Origin of the sequence: Pseudomonas sp. LG1E9 (assembly GCF_003290225.1) — a bacterium.
In the GTDB taxonomy this organism is placed as follows: Bacteria; Pseudomonadota; Gammaproteobacteria; order Pseudomonadales; family Pseudomonadaceae; genus Aquipseudomonas; species Aquipseudomonas cyclaminis.
Window position 1 is genome coordinate 5010625 of record NZ_CP029983.1, and the last position, 16444, is coordinate 5027068.

At 59.7% G+C, this 16444-nt stretch carries 11 protein-coding genes and 1 pseudogene; 5 read left to right on the forward strand and 7 right to left on the reverse strand.

Annotation, left to right across the window (positions count from 1 at the left end; genetic code table 11):
• Positions 1 to 45: 45 nt before the first annotated feature.
• Positions 46 to 2214 carry a mechanosensitive ion channel family protein gene (locus DNK50_RS22935; protein WP_099586380.1) on the forward strand — a complete coding sequence of 723 codons (2169 nt, stop codon included), beginning with the start codon at positions 46 to 48 and terminating at the stop codon, positions 2212 to 2214.
• 98 nt (positions 2215 to 2312) lie between these two features.
• Here the strand turns inward: DNK50_RS22935 and DNK50_RS22940 are convergent, their stop codons facing one another.
• From DNK50_RS22940 to DNK50_RS22960, 5 genes are all read right to left on the reverse strand, one after another.
• Positions 2313 to 2534 carry an MbtH family protein gene (locus tag DNK50_RS22940; protein ID WP_017527671.1) on the reverse strand — a complete coding sequence of 74 codons (222 nt, stop codon included), beginning with the start codon at positions 2532 to 2534 and terminating at the stop codon, positions 2313 to 2315.
• A gap of 82 nt (positions 2535 to 2616) precedes the next feature.
• Positions 2617 to 4029, reverse strand: coding sequence for an aspartate aminotransferase family protein (locus DNK50_RS22945; RefSeq protein ID WP_112196347.1), 1413 nt, complete (start codon positions 4027 to 4029; stop codon positions 2617 to 2619).
• 161 nt (positions 4030 to 4190) lie between these two features.
• Positions 4191 to 4958, reverse strand: coding sequence for an N-acetylmuramoyl-L-alanine amidase (locus DNK50_RS22950; RefSeq protein ID WP_112196348.1), 768 nt, complete (start codon positions 4956 to 4958; stop codon positions 4191 to 4193).
• A 124-nt stretch (positions 4959 to 5082) separates the two neighbouring features.
• Entirely contained in the window at positions 5083 to 6405 is a 1323-nt protein-coding gene (locus tag DNK50_RS22955; protein ID WP_112196349.1) for an ATP-binding protein, read from the reverse strand.
• Positions 6402 to 7082 carry a response regulator gene (locus DNK50_RS22960; RefSeq protein ID WP_099586384.1) on the reverse strand — a complete coding sequence of 227 codons (681 nt, stop codon included), beginning with the start codon at positions 7080 to 7082 and terminating at the stop codon, positions 6402 to 6404. Before DNK50_RS22960 ends, DNK50_RS22955 begins: the two co-directional genes overlap by 4 nt.
• A 176-nt stretch (positions 7083 to 7258) precedes the next feature.
• On the opposite strand from DNK50_RS22960, the gene dsbD reads away from it, so the two are divergent.
• From dsbD to dsbG, 3 genes are read left to right on the forward strand one after another with little or no spacing between them, the layout of a single operon-like run.
• Complete coding sequence (dsbD, locus tag DNK50_RS22965) at positions 7259 to 8986, forward strand: protein-disulfide reductase DsbD (RefSeq protein WP_112196350.1); 1728 nt, start codon at positions 7259 to 7261, stop codon at positions 8984 to 8986.
• Positions 8986 to 9837 (forward strand): TlpA disulfide reductase family protein, encoded by an 852-nt coding sequence (locus DNK50_RS22970; protein WP_112196351.1) that lies wholly within the window; start codon positions 8986 to 8988, stop codon positions 9835 to 9837. The genes dsbD and DNK50_RS22970 overlap by 1 nt, the downstream gene beginning before the upstream one ends.
• Positions 9813 to 10574: a thiol:disulfide interchange protein DsbG gene (gene dsbG, locus DNK50_RS22975; protein WP_112196352.1), complete on the forward strand. Its 762-nt coding sequence runs from the start codon at positions 9813 to 9815 to the stop codon at positions 10572 to 10574. Before DNK50_RS22970 ends, dsbG begins: the two co-directional genes overlap by 25 nt.
• Positions 10575 to 10685: 111 nt before the next feature.
• Here the strand turns inward: dsbG and DNK50_RS22980 are convergent, their stop codons facing one another.
• Positions 10686 to 13346 carry a hypothetical protein gene (locus tag DNK50_RS22980; protein WP_112196353.1) on the reverse strand — a complete coding sequence of 887 codons (2661 nt, stop codon included), beginning with the start codon at positions 13344 to 13346 and terminating at the stop codon, positions 10686 to 10688.
• Between the two features lie 165 nt (positions 13347 to 13511).
• Here DNK50_RS22980 and DNK50_RS22985 point away from each other — a divergent pair.
• Positions 13512 to 13616, forward strand: a pseudogene (locus tag DNK50_RS22985) (thiol:disulfide interchange protein DsbG); the annotation flags it as partial.
• 70 nt (positions 13617 to 13686) lie between these two features.
• On the opposite strand, the gene DNK50_RS22990 reads toward DNK50_RS22985, so the two are convergent.
• The gene (locus tag DNK50_RS22990; protein WP_256595362.1) at positions 13687 to 16398 is read right to left on the reverse strand and encodes a hypothetical protein; all 2712 of its coding nucleotides are present in this window, start codon (positions 16396 to 16398) and stop codon (positions 13687 to 13689) included.
• Positions 16399 to 16444: the final 46 nt, after the last annotated feature.

Here is a 16444-nt window from a genome sequence, read left to right on the forward strand (position 1 = left end):
ACTCGTACACTCGCTCAACCCGTCGTTTCCAAGGTTGAACGCCTCGTGTTTTCCCGTCTGTTTGCTCTGCCCTGCTACCTGCTGATCGCCCTGCTCACCCTGCTGCCCCTGGCGTCTGCCCAGGCGGTCGGCCTGCCCGGCCTGCTGGGCAGCACCAACAAGTCACAGCCCCAGGCAGAAGTGCCCCTCGGCCAATCGCTGGACGAGGTGATCAAGACCCTGGAAAACGACCAGCAACGCACCCAACTGCTCAGCGACCTGAAAAAGCTGCGTGCCGCCACGCAAAAAGCCCAGCCGGCCGCCGAGCAAGGTGTGCTTGGGCTGATCGGCAACACGCTGTCGACCCTTGAGCAACAGTTTTCCGGTAACGACAGCCCTCTGGGGCGCTGGTCCAATGAGATCGACCTGGCCAAGGACGAGCTCGATGCGCTGATGCTGCCGGCCAGCGAATGGCTGCCGATCATCTTTGGTTTCGCGCTGATTCTGGCGGTGTGGAGCCTGCTGGCCTATGCGTTGATATGGCTCAGCCACCGCATCCGCGAACGGTTCGGCCTGCCTGAAGAGTTGCCGCAGCACCCACGTACCTGGGACATGGTGCGCTTTGCCCTGCGCAAACTCGGGCCGTGGCTGATCGCGCTGGTGATCACCGTGTACATGAGCTACGCGCTGCCCTCGTCTCTGGGCAAGTCCCTGGCGATGGTACTGGCTTATGCGTTGGTGGTCGGCACCTGTTTCTCGGCCATCTGCGTGATCGCCTTCTCGCTGCTCGACGGCCCGCACCGCCATCGCGCGCTGTACATCCTGCGGCACCAGGCCTTTCGTCCGCTGTGGTGGATCGGCAGCTTCGCCGCCTTTGGCGAAGCCCTGAGCGACCCGCGCCTGGTAACGGCCCTCGGCCAACACCTGTCGCACACCGCCGCAACCGTCGCCAATGTGATGGCGGCGCTGTCCACCGGCGTGTTTATCCTGCGTTTTCGCCGGCCGATCGCCCACCTGATCCGCAACCAGCCGCTGTCACGCCGCCTCACACGGCGCGCCCTCAGTGACACCATCGAGATCATCGGCTCGTTCTGGTACATCCCGGCCCTGCTGCTGGTGGGTATTTCCCTGTTTGCCACGTTCGTCTCTGCCGGCGACACCAGCACCGCCCTGCGTCAATCGCTGCTGTGCACGGTATTGCTGGTGTTGTGCATGGTGATCAATGGCCTGGTGCGTCGCCATGCCCTCAAGCCGCAACGCGGGCACAAGCGCCATGCGCTGTACTCCGAGCGCCTGAAAAGCTTCATCTACACCCTGGCTCACCTGGTGGTGTGGCTGGTGTTTATCGAACTGGGCCTGCGGGTCTGGGGCTTGTCGCTGATTGGCTTTACCGAAGGCGACGGCCATGAAATCGCGGTCAAACTGTTCGGCCTGGCAGGCACGCTGCTGTTTGCCTGGTTGATCTGGATCCTCAGCGACACGGCAATTCACCACGCCCTCACCCGCTCGCGCAAAGGCCTGGCCAATGCGCGGGCGCAGACCATGATGCCGTTGATCCGCAACGTGCTGTTCGTGACGATTTTCATCATCGCCGCCATCGTCGCCCTGGCGAATATGGGCATGAACGTCACGCCGCTGCTGGCCGGTGCCGGTGTAATCGGCCTGGCCATCGGTTTTGGTGCGCAGTCGCTGGTGGCGGATTTGATCACCGGCCTGTTCATCATCATCGAAGACTCCCTGGCAATCGATGACTACGTGGACGTGGGCGGCCACCTCGGCACCGTCGAGGGCCTGACTATCCGCACCGTGCGCCTGCGCGACATCGACGGGATTGTGCACACGATTCCGTTCAGCGAGATCAAGAGCATCAAGAACTACTCGCGGGAGTTCGGCTACGCGATCTTCCGCGTGGCGATCCCGTACAACATGGACATTGATAACGCGATCAAGCTGATCCGCGATGTCGGCCAGAAAATGCGCAACGACCCGCTGCAGCGCCGCAACATCTGGTCGCCGCTGGAGATTCAGGGCGTGGAAAGTTTTGAGTCAGGCAGCGCAATCCTGCGGGCACGGTTCAAAACGGCGCCGATCAAACAGTGGGAAGTGTCGCGGGCGTTCAACCTGTCGCTGAAACGGCATCTGGACGAAGCGGGGTTGGACCTGGCCACACCGCGCTTGAGTGTGCAGGTGGTCACGGGGGCGTCGGGTGGGTTGGAGAAAGAGAAGGAAGCTTGAAGGCATCGCACCCACTGTTGCCAAGCTCGCTTGTTGTGGTGAGCGGGCCTGCCCCGCTCACCACAACAAGCGAGCTCGCCACATAAAGCCTGATTACCTCAGGCCAGTGCCGCGCCATCCATCTTCTGGCGCAGGCTCAGCGGGCGCATATCGGTCCAGGTTTCTTCGATGTAGGCCAGGCACTCTTTCTTCAGGCCGCTCTTGCCTACGGTGCGCCAGCCTTCCGGCACGGCCTTGTAGTCGGGCCAGATGGAATACTGTTCTTCATGGTTGACCACTACCTGAAACAAGATGTCGTCGCGGTCAAATACTGAGGTCATTGCTGTTCTCCATCGCAAAAAAACTGGCTGCGCACCACGCGCAGCACTGATATCTGTAGAAACGTACCAAGCCGTCGAAAAATTAGAGGCTGGCCACAGCGGCGGCCAGGGCGCGCCCGAAGATCTCGGCCACACGGTCGACTTCTGCGGCGGTGATCACCAGCGGCGGCAGGAAGCGCACTACGCTGCCATGACGGCCGCCCAGTTCCAGGATCAGTCCGCGCTTGAGGCACTCGCGCTGTACCAGCGGCGCCAATTGGCGGTGCACCGGTGGGTGGCCCTGGATGTCGAGGGTACCGTCCGGGTCCACCAACTCCACGCCGAGCATCAGCCCGCGGCCGCGAATATCGCCCAACTGCGGGAAGTCCCTTTGCAGGATGCGCAGGTGTTCGCCGAGGCGCTCGCCCATCGCTGCCGCATGGCCGGGCAGATCGTGTTCCTTGAGGTAGCGCATCACCGCCGAACCCGCCGCCATCGCCATCTGATTGCCACGGAACGTACCGGCATGGGCGCCCGGCAGCCAAGTGTCGAGCCAATCGCGGTACACCACCACCGCCAGCGGCAAGCTGCCGCCGATGGCCTTGGACATCACCACCACGTCCGGAATGATGCCGGCGTGTTCAAAGGCGAACATCTTGCCGGTGCGCCCAAAACCGCTCTGGATTTCATCGACGATCAACGCCACGCCCGCCTGCTCGGTGATCCGCCGCAGGCCGCGCAGCCAGTCGAGGTCGGCCGGGATGACGCCGCCCTCACCCTGCACCACTTCAACAATCACCGCTGCGGGCAGCAATACCCCGGCTTCCGGGTCGTTGAGCAGGTTTTCCAGGTAATGCAGATTGACCTGCACACCTTGCGCACCGCCCAGGCCGAACGGGCAGCGGTAGTCATAGGGGAATGGCAGAAACTGCACGCCATTGCCCAGCAACGCACCCAAGGGTTTCTTCGGCCCCAGGCTGCCCATCAGGCTCAAGGCGCCTTGGCTCATGCCGTGATAGCCACCCTGGAACGACAGCACGGTGCTGCGCCCGGTGGCGGTACGTACCAGTTTCAGCGCAGCTTCCACCGCGTCGGTGCCGGTAGGGCCACAGAACTGAATCTTGGCTTCCCGCGCCAGCTCGGCCGGTAACAGGCCAAACAGATCCTGTACGAATTGATCCTTGACCGGTGTCGTCAGGTCGAGGGTGTGCAACGGCAGTTCGTCACTCAGCACTTGCTGGATGGCTTCGATCACTACCGGGTGGTTATGCCCCAGCGCCAGCGTGCCAGCGCCGGCCAGGCAGTCGATGAACTGGCGGCCTTCCACGTCTTCCACATAAATACCCTTGGCACGCTTGAGCGCCAGGGGAATGCGCCGGGGGTAACTGCGGGCGTTGGACTCCTGCTGGCGTTGACGGGCCAACAGCGGTGTTTCATCGAACTGGTAGAGCGTTTCCGCAGGCGCCGGGCTGCCATGCACCGGGGCGCTTTCGATACGGCTGGTAGCGACTGACATCTCTCTGTCCCTCAATACGCTGATGATGGTGACCAAACTGCCAATCCGTTGGCGTCTGGCCCAAGGGCATGCGCACGGATTTCCTGTTCTGGAAACGCATCAGCGGCTGAGGGATTTAGGGCTATTGATCGTTAGCGGATGCAGTTGAACGGTACTCGGCGTCAAAGTCCTCGGTATTTTTCGTTCAGGGCATACAGGATCGCGCACGTCTCGGCATCCAACACACCCCGGTGATCTCGCGGCCTGAAGTGCATCTGGAACGCCCGCGTGCGCTGTGCAAACGCCTGTCGGTTCTGCGCAGGCTTATACCCATACCGCTCAAACGCCCGCTCGACCTCTACCTCCGGTGGCAGCCCCACACCAAACCGACGCTGATACATCGCCCGCGTCGCCTCATCAAACCAGGCGCCAACCCCGGCGTCGTACAAGCATCGCCAAGGCAACCGGGGCCCTGGATCACTCTTGCGCCAATACGCCACGTCCGAATGCCCCAGAATATCCGCCGGGCCGATCTGCGGGTAACGCCCGAGGATGTCGCGCACCAGTGCAATCAACACCGAAACCTGCTCCGGGGCGTACGCAGGAAAGGTAAACACCCCCGCGTCATCCCGCGCCAGGTTGACGATCTCGATACCAATCGAACGGCTATTGAGGTTATCCCGCCCAGCCCATTGGCTCGCCCCGGCATGCCACGCACGCTTGGTTTCATCCACCAGACGAAACGCGCGCAGTTCGTCATACCCGGCAGCGCGGTAGCCGGGCTCATCGGGATCAGGCAGAAGATAGTGGGCGCTGACCCCGTCCTGGGTCAGGGTTCGCAGGGAGGACGCGAACGGCGCGGCGGTGTAATGCAGGATCAGTTGCCCCACAGGCTCGCCGTTGCGGTCGTTGAAGTGCCTGGCTGGGAAACTGGTGTCGATGACCAACATAAGAACCATCCTTTTCAATACAGGCCGAGTCATTCGGCCCGTTCAAGCGCAAAAAAATTAGCGCCATCCTGAAGACTTGAACGTCAGGAGGGTGGTAATTATTTGGCACTTGAAAGGACGGCGTTCAGCGTCGCAGCGGCATGCCCAACTCGACACGCAGGCCATCGGCCTGGCTGTCGAATGTCAGTGAACAGGAGCAGCGCTGCACAATTGCTTGCACGATCGCCAGGCCCAGGCCGCAGCCTTCGCTGTTGCCATTGCGCCAGAAGCGCTGGGTCAGGTATTGCAGGTCTTCACTGGAAATCTGCTTGCCATGGTCGCGCACGCGGAACACCACTTGATCTGGCGCGGTGAACACACTCAGCTCTACCCGCGTGTCCGCCGGCGTATGGCGCAAGGCGTTGTCCAGCAGGTTACGCAGGGCGGCAACCGCCAGGCCCACGGGCATTTCCACCGGGGCAGCGGACAGGTTGTGCGGCAGGATCAGATCGATGCGCGAATTATCGCCAGCATTGGCATCCTGGATCGCCAGCCGTGCGACTTCTTCGGCGCTGGACTGCAGGCCATCGTCAAACGACAGGCTGCCTTCCACCCGGGCCAACAGCAGCAACTGCTCCAGGGTACGGTGCAAGCGGTCGGCGCCCTCCTCGGCGTGGGCCAGGGACTGGTCGCGGGCCGCGCCTTCGGTCATGCGCGCCACTTGCAGGTGGGTCTTGATCGCCGTCAGCGGGCTGCGCAGTTCGTGGGCGGCATCGCCGGTGAGACGGCGTTCACGCTCGATGGTCTTGGCGATGCGTTGCAACAGTTGGTTCTGGGTGTCCAGCAGCGGTTTGAGTTCGCTGGGCAGCGGGTGGATCTGCAGCGGTTCGAGGGAATCGGCACTGCGCCGCATCAGCGCGTCGCGCATGCGGTTGAGCGGCAGCAGGCTCTGGCCGATGCCCAGCCACAGCAGGCACAGGCAACCGAGCATGGCCACGCCCACCGGCACCGAAGCCGCCAGCAGGATCGACAGGTTCAGGGCCTCGCGCTCAACCTGGCGGTCGGCGGTGGTAATGAGCAGGTCGCCACGGGACAGGGTAAAGCTGCGCCAGCCCACGCCGTCGATCATCTGGTCGCGAAAACCGCTGCGTTGCGACTCCAGGCCCTGATCCGGCGTGGTGTGGCTGCGCGCCAGGATTTCCCCGCGCAAGGAACTGACCTGGCAGGCCATGCCGCCCGGCACGTGCAGTTGCTCGGCACTGAAATGCGCGCCGCCGCTGACACTGGCCAGGCCCGGCATCTGCTCGGTGAGCCCCGCCACCATGCGTGCCGACGCCACCAGGCGCTGGTCGAGGGAGAACATCATCTGGTTGCGCAGGTCGTTGAGCATCCAGGCCGCTGCCAGGGCCCAGATCAGCACGAAGGCGGCGCCGAGCTTGAAAGTCAGGCGCAGGCGCAGGCTTTTCACGAAGCGTTCTCGCCGTCATCCGCCGGGCCCAGGCGATAGCCCAGGCCGCGCACGGTCTCGACAATGCCATTGCCCAATTTGCGCCGCAGGTGGTGGATATGCACGTTGAGGGCGTTGCTCTCCAGCTCATCGTTGAAGCCGTAAACGCTGTCCTTGAGCTGCTCGCTGGACAGCACGCGGCCCTTGTTGTGCAGCAGCGCCTGCAGCAGCGCTTGTTCACGCCGGGACAGATCCACCGGCTGGCCGCCCAACAGGGTTTCGCGGCTGCTGGGGTCATAGGTCAACCGGCCGTGTTCGATCAGGTTGACGCTGCGCCCCGCCATCCGGCGCAGCAGGGTTTGCAGGCGGGCAGCCAGTTCGCGCAGGTCAAAGGGTTTGAGCAGGTAGTCATCGGCGCCGGCTTGCAGGCCGTCGACGCGGTTGGTCACCGAATCCCGCGCAGTGAGGATCAGCACCGGAATCTCCAGACCCTGGCTGCGCAGTTGCTGCAGCAGCTTGAGGCCGTCTTCGTCGGGCAGGCCGAGGTCGAGCACCATGATGTCGAAGGTCGCCGCCTTGAGCATCGCCCGCGCAGCCGCCGCCGTGGCCACGCGCTCAACCGTAAAGCCCTGGGCGGTGAGGCCGGCCACGATGCCGCTGGCAATCAGTTCGTCGTCTTCACAGACCAGTACGTGCATGGTGAACCCTTCATGAAAGATGGGGGGATTAAAGGTGCAGCGGATTAAGCGCAGATTATGCCGTGAAAAGAGTCACGCTCAGATATTCCGTACACTTTAGAATAGCCCTCGGTTAATCATCGGTTAATCAACGCCACACATTGTGTGCCTCACTTGTATCGGACTAAGGCTTGACCATGCGGCATCTGTTTACCTTTCTGCTGGTGTTGTTCGCCGGGTTGGCCCAGGCCGCGCCGGGCAACCCGTTTGAGACCAAACCCGATTTCCTCCCGGTGGGCAAGGCCTTTACCTTTACTTCCGAACGTCTTGAAAGTGGCGAGACCCAGTTGTATTGGCAAATTGCCGACGGTTATTACCTGTACAAGCAGCGCATGAAGTTCGAAGGCCTGGCCGCCCAGCCGGCACTGCCGCAAGGCGAGGCCCATAGCGACGAGTTCTTTGGCGAGCAGGAAGTGTATCGCCAGGGCCTGGAAGTGAAGCTGCCCGCCGGGGCCACCGGCCAGGTCAAACTGGGCTGGCAGGGCTGCGCCGATGCAGGCCTGTGCTACCCGCCGCAGTCGATCACTGTAGACCTGGGCGGCAACCCCGCCGTCGCCGCCACCGCGCAAGCCCAGGACCAGAGCCTGGCCAGCGGCCTGCAACAGCGCAGCCTGGGCTGGAGCCTGCTGGTGTTCTTCGGCCTGGGCCTACTGCTGGCATTTACGCCGTGTTCACTGCCGATGCTGCCAATCCTCGCCGGCCTGGTGGCGGGCAGTGGCGCCAGTCCTCGCCGTGGTTTTGCCCTGGCCAGCAGCTACGTGGTGTGCATGGCGCTGGTGTATGCGGCGCTCGGCGTATTGGCGGCATTGCTCGGCGCCAATCTCGCCGCGCTGCTGCAAACTCCCTGGATTCTCGGCAGTTTCGCCGCGTTGTTCGTGATCCTCGCCCTGCCGATGTTCGGCTTCTTTGAACTGCAACTGCCCGCCTTCCTGCGCGATCGCCTGGACAACGTCAGCCGCAAGCAAAGCGGTGGCAGCCTGATCGGCGCCGGGGTGCTGGGCGCGCTGTCCGGCCTGTTGGTCGGCCCTTGCATGACCGCGCCACTGGCGGGCGTGCTGCTGTATATCGCGCAAAGTGGCAATGCGCTGCACGGCGGTTTGATCCTGTTCTACATGGGCATCGGCATGGGTGTTCCACTGTTGCTGCTGGTGACCGTGGGCAACCGCTTCCTGCCCAAGCCGGGCAACTGGATGAACGTGCTCAAGGGCATCTTCGGCTTCCTGTTCCTGGGTACCGCCGTGCTGATGATTCGCCCGGTGGTCGGCGAAAGCCTGTGGATCGGCCTGTGGGGCGCATTGGCGCTGGTGATGGCCTACTGCGGCTGGACCCTGGCCCGCGAGTACGGCCTGGCGGCCAAGGTATTCGGTGCCGGTTCCCTGGTGCTGGGCCTGTGGGGCGCAGTGCTGGTGGTGGGCGCGGCCGGTGGCGGCGACGATCTGTTGCAACCGCTGAAGGTGTACCGCGGCGCGCAAGTCGCCGGTGCGCCCACCGCCCATGACGCCTTCATGACCATCAACGACCCCGCCGTCCTGCAAAATCAACTCGACAGCGCCAAGGCCCAGGGCCAATGGGTGCTGGTGGACTACTACGCCGACTGGTGCGTGTCGTGCAAGATCATGGAAAAACAGGTGTTCGGCCAACCCAAAGTCCTCGATGCCCTCAAAGACGTACGCCTGCTGCGCCTGGACGTCACCGCCGACAATGCCGCCAGCCGCGAACTGCTGGGCCGCTACAAAGTACCGGGACCACCGAGCTTCGTCTGGATCGGCCCCGACGGTGAAGAGCGCCGCGCCCAGCGCATCACCGGCGAAGTGAATGCCGACGCCTTCCTGCAACGCTGGACCCAAGCCCGGGACGCCCTCTGATGCTGACCCTGACCATCGGCACCTTCGCCATCGCGCTGAATCACATTCTGCTGATCAGCGCGTTGATTCTCGCCACCCTGGTGGGCTGGCGCGTGGCCAAGCGTGGCGGTGAGAACCCGGAATCGGTGCTGTTCAGCCTGTTCCTGCTGGGCATGCTCGCGGCACGCGTCAGCTTTGTGCTGATGTACTGGAGCTACTACAGCAGCGACTGGCTGCAGATGGTCGACCTGCGCGACGGCGGCTTCCTCGCCTGGCCCGGCATCATCACCCTGATCCTCGGTGCGCTGGCCTACGGCTGGCGCCGCCCGGCGCTGCGTAAGCCACTGAGCGCCGGGGTCATCACCGGCCTGCTGTTCTGGGGCATGACCAGCCTGTCCTTGAGCGTGTATGAAAAAGGCACGCGCCTGCCGGACATCACCCTGCGCAACGCCAATGGCGAAGTGGTGCAACTGGCGGATTACCAGGGCGGCCCGCTGGTGATCAATCTGTGGGCCACCTGGTGCCCGCCCTGCCGCCGCGAAATGCCGGTGCTGGAAAGTGCCCAACGCATGCGCCCTGACGTGACCTTCCTGTTCGTCAACCAGGCCGAAAGCATGCAAAGCGTCAGCACCTACCTGGCCACCCAGGGCCTGAACCTGGACAACGTCCTGTTTGACGCCAGCGGCCGCCTCGGCCAGGCCGTGGGTTCCATGGCCCTGCCGACCACCTTGTTCTACCAAGCCGACGGACGCCTGATCAACAGCCACTTGGGCGAGTTGTCCCAGGCCAGCCTGGCCCGTGCCATGGAACCCTTCGACACCGCCCCTGCTGCCACAAGGAAACCGACATGCCAAGCCTCCGCCACCTGCTGAGCCTCTTACCACTGACGATGGCGGCCACCCTGGCCCAGGCCGAAGACTGGCCGGCGCCGATCAAACAGATCGAAGCCAAGGGCGCCAGGATCATCGGCAAATTCGACGCCCCCAGCGGCCTTACCGGCTACGCCGCGCAATACCAGAACCGCGGCATGGCGCTGTACCTGACCGCCGACGGCAAAAGCGTGATCGCCGGCAACCTGTACGACGCCCAGGGCAATGACCTGAGCACCGCGCCCCTGGAAAAACTGGTGTACGCGCCGATGGCCAAGGAAGTCTGGGCCAAGATGGAACACAGCAACTGGATCCAGGACGGCGACGTTAAAGCGCCACGCATCGTCTACCTGTTCAGCGACCCTAACTGCCCGTACTGCAACATGTTCTGGGAACAGGCGCGGCCATGGGTCAAGGCCGGCAAGGTGCAGTTGCGCCACATCATGGTCGGCATCATCCGCGAAGACAGCGCGGCCAAGTCCGCCGCCCTGTTCGCCGCCAAAGACCCGCAAAAAGCCCTGGAAGAACACGAAGCAGCCGGCAAGGGCAGTAAATTGCAGGCAATGGCCAAGATCCCGGCCGATATCGAAGCCAAGCTCGATGCCAATATGAAGTTGATGGATGAGCTGGAGTTGTCGGCGACGCCGGCGATTTTCTACCTGGATGACAAGGGTGGCTTGCAGCAACAGCAGGGGGCGCCGTCGCCGGATAAGTTGGTGAAGATATTAGGGCCGAAATAATGCCGACAGGTTCGTGCGGGAATGACAAATGTGCCACCCGCACAACTATCGAACACTTCTACTCAAAAAAATAGAAGTGTTCGACTTTACTCCGTCGTTTAGAGCTTACCGTTACACCTCTCTCACATAAATCTTATCCAAGAGATAATCGTTCCCTATACCAGTGTAAACATGAGAGTAGATGTTCAGCGACATGCTCGCTGAGGTCGCTGTGAACGTGCCCGTCAGTGCGGCCCAAACCATATTTGGAAAATCAGTTTGCGCGGTAACAGGAACACTATTTACGTTCAACGAAAAACGCGGAGCAGCACCTGCCAGATTGAAACGCTTCACCGCAATACTGAAACTATATTTGCGACCTACCTCGAATCCATGAATGGCTTTTGACAATAAAACGCCATTACTGGTCTCTGAATAGGTGTAATTAAACAAACACCCGTTACCGTCCTCTTCCCGATGATGTACCAAGTCCCTTGGGTCCGCCGCCGCAGGCCCCCGCTGCCAACCGTTGAGATCTCCATTAGCAGTAAAGTCCGATAGATCGCGGAAGGGTTTAGTGAACTTCAGGTTCAATACGGGGAACGTAATCGCATTGCTCTGAACACCACCGACATCTGGCGTCGCCATGTATTCAACCACCAACGGAGTTAAGTTACGCAACTTCTCCAGCTCTGCACGTGGAAGTAGTTTTTCCAAGCCACCGGACAGATCACTAGAGGTGATCGGTGCGGCAATTGCCACATTGATGGTGTAAGGGGATCCATTCGCGTCGGCGGTGCCCGTACATTTGAGCCATCCGACCTGCCCTAACAATATGAACCACCACTTTTCCACTGTGATATGAGCATCACCGGCAAAAGCACGCAAATCTAAAACCCCACCTTGAGTGGCGTATGGCGTGGCCTCCCTCACTGCGGGAGTGGGTAGACGCACCGGCTTACTGATCTTCAAGTTCAAAGGCGGCGAGGTCTGCACCTTGCACGCTGTATTCACGGTATAGGTGATTGGCACTGTTTTACCCATGCTTTCGATCACCGCTTCCGCCGGCAGCTCAAAGATCACAGCGCCCGCTGTAATCCCCGGTTTGGAAGCCAGCGGCCAGCAAGTACCGTCCGCCTTTTTCCAGCAAAGACTGATGGAGTGCTTGGGGTTGTTGCCGACGTAATCCACTTTGACCTGTACACCGTTACGCCCATTCCAGGCAGTCAAATCAGAGCCCACCGCTTCGACAACTTCAGGCGCAGGCAGGACCAGAGCCTCTTGCTCGATTTCAAACGCTTGGGCCGGGAATGCATGAGCCTCAGCCAAATCATCGGCATCACAAAAAGTCGCTGAAAAATGCAGTTCAAAACTGCTGCAATCCGCCAGCTTTTGCAGCTCTGCCCTCGGGATAGACGCATCAACCCCATGCGTCTTCCAGTCATCCGTAACAGCGGCATTCGTCAAAATGTCGAACCGGTAAGCGCTGCCGTCTTCACGCGTCCCCGTGATCCACATCCAACACGTGTTCGAGCACTCTGCATAATCCCAGACGGGCACAGTCGCCATTGCATCCCCTGCGAACGTGCGCAGATCCACTTTACCGTCCGTTGCCTCTTCAATGCCCGAGTGGGGGAATTGAGGCACCAAAACGCTGACCACCTGTTCGGGCGATCGCTGTGAGGCCTCACCATTGGGGGTCTTGACCGTGTAGTCCAGCGTCATCGGTTTGTTGAAGAAACAAGCGATGATGCAGGGCGACAGCTTGACGGATGCCAGGTACCCGTCATTTTCAATCGTTACACAGCCCAGCGGCTCAGGCCCGTAACCCGCCCCACTGGCATAAAAACAGACATGGTCACCGGCATACGTCTCCAGCGCTGGGGTGTCTACATTGCCGCCTTGCTTGGTCAATTCTGGGTTCAGACACCACTCGCCGTTGTATTCCACCGACTGCCGCAGGTGCGGGGGCTTCAGGTCCAGCCCAGGATCAACAATTAAAGCTGCTGTACGACGACGTTGGATTTCGAGCGCGTTTCTCGGCAGGCGCGTCTCCAGGTGCGGGTCAACCTCAGCGGGGGGCTCGGCCGGTAAACCGCTGGTGATCCACGCACATTGCAGCGTGAGTGATCGCCACGGCTTGCGGCGCGCCAACCACCCCCGGGAAATCGAGAAACGCAGCACATTCCCCGCCACGGCATCCGCAGCAGTCAATACATAGTCATACACCACCGTGTAGAACACGTGTCGAGCCGCATCTTGCTCGGTAGCGACCGTGCAGTAGAGCTTATCCCCTGCTTTGGCAAGAGGTGGGACCGGCACAAGTACCGTCTCGTCGCCTGTGTGATCACGCATGTCATACGTTGGCGTGTTATGAACAATTTTTTCGTGAAGCAAGTGGGGCGCAAGGTCGTCACTTTCGTCTGCTGGGTAAAACGATATGCCTACTTCTGTCACCAGCGAAGCTGCTGCTTGCCCCTGCGTCCTTCCCGTATAGGAAATGAGGGCCGTAAACCCCATCAGCTTTGTCAGATAATCCAGTGGAATATCGATGTGCCTGGCCCCAGCTTCACCGCTTGAATCCACAATGTCCTCTAATACCAGTTCCGCTACCTCTTTTGCACTGAACTTGACGGTGATAGGCGAACTGTCCATACGAGCGTCGACCGTCAAGTACGAACCCGGCATCAGAGAGGGAACAACGATGCTATCCACTTCACTGGACACTACCGGGGCATCTACTTCCTGAGCATTTGGCGTGGTCGATCGAGGCGTTGCTTTTGCTTTAGCCATGATAAGAACTCCGTATTCAGGGTCAGCACCCTCAGCCAGTCCGAGGCCGAGGGTTTCCCCTGTAGTGAGCTCTATTTAACGAGTTCGCGCCTACTGTCAGAATTGACAGTTCTGACGAAGACTCACGACTTTCCCGATCAACGGTTAACTCACAGCCCCTCCAATTCCGCCACCCCGGCGATTTTCTACCTGGATGACAAGGGTGGGTTGCAGCAACAGCAGGGGGCGCCGTCGCCGGATAAGTTGGTGAAGATTCTCGGGCCTAAGTAAAGTTATAAAAGTACAACCGTTATAAAACGCCCTCGCCTCATGCGAGGGCGCTTACATCGCTCTGGCTCATTTACAACCAGAATGTAAAGTTATCTACATAGATCCAATCGCTAACGATGAGATCTATCCTTGCTATCTCCCTACCGTCCCCCGAGAATCCCACCCATTGATTATGCCCTCCAGATGCATAGTGCCGAGTAGCGCGTCCTAGCCAACCATCAGCGCTATCAAAAAAGTCCGCATGAAAGGTCTGATTAAGCCCGGCAATACCGAACTGAACTTTTTTGCATGTAAACTTTAAATCCAAACGTAAAACCTGTGGTCGCGGCAGACCGTTAACGAGATAGGACATCAAAATGGCTGGACCGGAACTGAACGGTGACATTTCATAAGTATGAATACCCGCCTGTTCAGGACCCGAAACGAAGGTTATATCCATGGTAGGGACACTAAAACGCTGCCCCGCCGAGATAAAACGGCTTGACTGACCCGTAAAGTTCTCATAGCGAATTTTGGGGGGCACAATAACTGTCAATTCCAAAGATGGAAACCGCACTGCGTCCGTCGCACTTGAACTGCCGTCAGTCGTGACCTCGCAAAAAACAGTCAACGGGCTGTGATCTTTCAATTTTTCCAATTCAGATCGCAGCAGTACTGCCGACAACCCGTTATCGACTTCCTCTGAAATTACGCGTGGGTCTATACGCACGTTGATCGTATGAGGAGCACCGTTTTCGAGAGTCCCAACAACACGCAGAAAAGCATTTTGGCCTTCAAAAGCAAACCACCACGCCTTGTCGAAGTTTGCGTCATACACGGTGATATGCGCATCACCGTTAAAAGTCTGCAGGTCTAAAAGCCCGCCTTGGGTAGCCGGTGGCGTCGCCTCAGGCACCACCGGTGTAGGCAATCTCGTCGGTACACTGATCTTCAACGCAAGCGTCTTCGACGGCACCAGTTTACAAGTACTGGTCACTATGTAATTGATCAGGATTGTTTTACCCGCCCCCTGGATCACCGCTTTACGCGGGATCTCGAAATCGACATAGCCAGGATCGCTGTTGCCCGGCTTTGGTTCCAATGGCAGGCTCGTACCGTCCGGTTTGACCCACTTCACGCCGATCGTATGATTGGAGCTGATCCGCTCATACTCCACCCGCACCGTCACACCGTTCCGACCATTCCAGATAGTCAGTTGGTCCTCCACCGCTTGGCACACACTTGGAGGGGGTAGTGTCAAAGCCTCTTGCTCGATGCTAAATTTCCCAACAGGGAACTCAACGGCTGTCTCCAGCGCACACTGGCCATCGAAGTTCGCCGCAAAATGCAGCTCAAACTCGCTGCAATCCGCCAACTTTTGCAGTTTGGTCCTGTCCATCGGCGTATCGACCCCATCGTGTAACCAGGCAGCGTCAAGCGGCTCACCCTCCAACACATAAAAACAATAGTCGCTGCCATCCTCAAGCGTACCGGTTACCCACATCCAGCAACATTGCTTCTCTACCGCATAATCCCAAACAGGCACCACCCCCGTCGCATTCCCGCTAAAGTTGTTGAGGTCCAGGGTATTCCCCGTTGCCTGTTCAATACCTGGTCTGGTCAGTTTTGGCGCAAGTACTTTGACCAAGCGCTCAGGCGAATACTGGGGCTCGTAACTGTTGAATTTAAGGCTGTAGTTCAGCGTCAAGGTCTTGTTGAAAAGGGCTGCGATAATGTCTGGAGCAACATCGAAGGACAGGTCCGTTTCACCGCTCTTCACATCCTGGCAACCGAGTGCCACAGGCCCGTAATTTGGCCCGGACGCGTAAGCACATACATGGTCACCTTCATACATGCCTTCATAACTGACAATGACATGCCCACCGTTGACCGTGTTGGTGGGATTGACCTGCCATTGGCCTGGAGGCAGCTCCACCGATTCGCGCAAATGGGGTGGGTCCAGATCCTGGGCCGGGTCTACGTGCAAGAGCGAGGTCGTGCGCAGGTGAAAATCCTGCGCATTTACAGGCAGCGGATTTTCCAGAAGCGGGTTGCCCGGCTCGGGAAACACAGGCGCAGTCTTGTCCCAAATCACCCCCAGATGGGCAGTGATAGACGAATAGTCGTCGAGTCTGGATAACCAGCCTCGCGACAGAGAGAACCTGAAAACGTGATCAGCATGAGCCTCATGAGGCTGTACGACGTGATCCAACGCCACCCATCTGAAGCGATACGGCGTGACATGCTGATTACCCGCGACGGTGACAAACAGGCGCTGACCTGCGTTAATCATTGGCCACGCCTTAATGTGAACGGTTTCATCGCCAGTGAAGCTCAGCATCCTCAGCCGCCAGGTGTTCGGCTCCTCCTCTTTGGAATGCTCAAACACCGGCCTTGATACCACCAGGTGCTCCTCCCGGATCTGTTGGACTTCCAACTCCAGTGTCAAGGACTCCAACGCTCGGCCACCTGCATTGGCCGTGTACTTGATCAATACCGTGTGCCCGATGCAGTAACTGATCCAGTTTGCAGGAATATCGACGACATCAACCCCGTTTGCGACAGAAACAGGCTCGAAGATGGGCTCGTCTTGATCCTTGATCGCTAGGTAGAACGTGACATGGGTGGCATTCGCCGGCAAGGTCAGTGTCGCCGTAGCGCCATCGATCGCATCGATCGGATACAGCACACTGTTATTGGTGGCGTACTGGATAATCGCATAGGGCAACTCCGCTTCAGTCGCTTGCAACACGCCAGAGGCCTGAGCGGAAATAGGTTTTTCAGAGAGCGTTTTTTTAACCATGACAAGACTCCTGTCCAGCGTTAGATCACCGTCGGGCCTGGCCGAG

Excerpts from the sequence above, each read along its gene's own strand:
- DNK50_RS22980 (WP_112196353.1), bottom strand. The coding sequence starts at position 13,346 with ATGGCTAAAGCAAAAGCAACGCCTCGATCGACCACGCCAAATGCTCAG.
- DNK50_RS22950 (WP_112196348.1), bottom strand. The coding sequence starts at position 4,958 with ATGTTGGTCATCGACACCAGTTTCCCAGCCAGGCACTTCAACGACCGC.
- DNK50_RS22945 (WP_112196347.1), bottom strand. The coding sequence starts at position 4,029 with ATGTCAGTCGCTACCAGCCGTATCGAAAGCGCCCCGGTGCATGGCAGC.
- DNK50_RS22960 (WP_099586384.1), bottom strand. The coding sequence starts at position 7,082 with ATGCACGTACTGGTCTGTGAAGACGACGAACTGATTGCCAGCGGCATC.
- DNK50_RS22940 (WP_017527671.1), bottom strand. The coding sequence starts at position 2,534 with ATGACCTCAGTATTTGACCGCGACGACATCTTGTTTCAGGTAGTGGTC.
- DNK50_RS22990 (WP_256595362.1), bottom strand. The coding sequence starts at position 16,398 with ATGGTTAAAAAAACGCTCTCTGAAAAACCTATTTCCGCTCAGGCCTCT.
- DNK50_RS22970 (WP_112196351.1), top strand. The coding sequence starts at position 8,986 with ATGCTGACCCTGACCATCGGCACCTTCGCCATCGCGCTGAATCACATT.
- dsbD (WP_112196350.1), top strand. The coding sequence starts at position 7,259 with ATGCGGCATCTGTTTACCTTTCTGCTGGTGTTGTTCGCCGGGTTGGCC.
- dsbG (WP_112196352.1), top strand. The coding sequence starts at position 9,813 with ATGCCAAGCCTCCGCCACCTGCTGAGCCTCTTACCACTGACGATGGCG.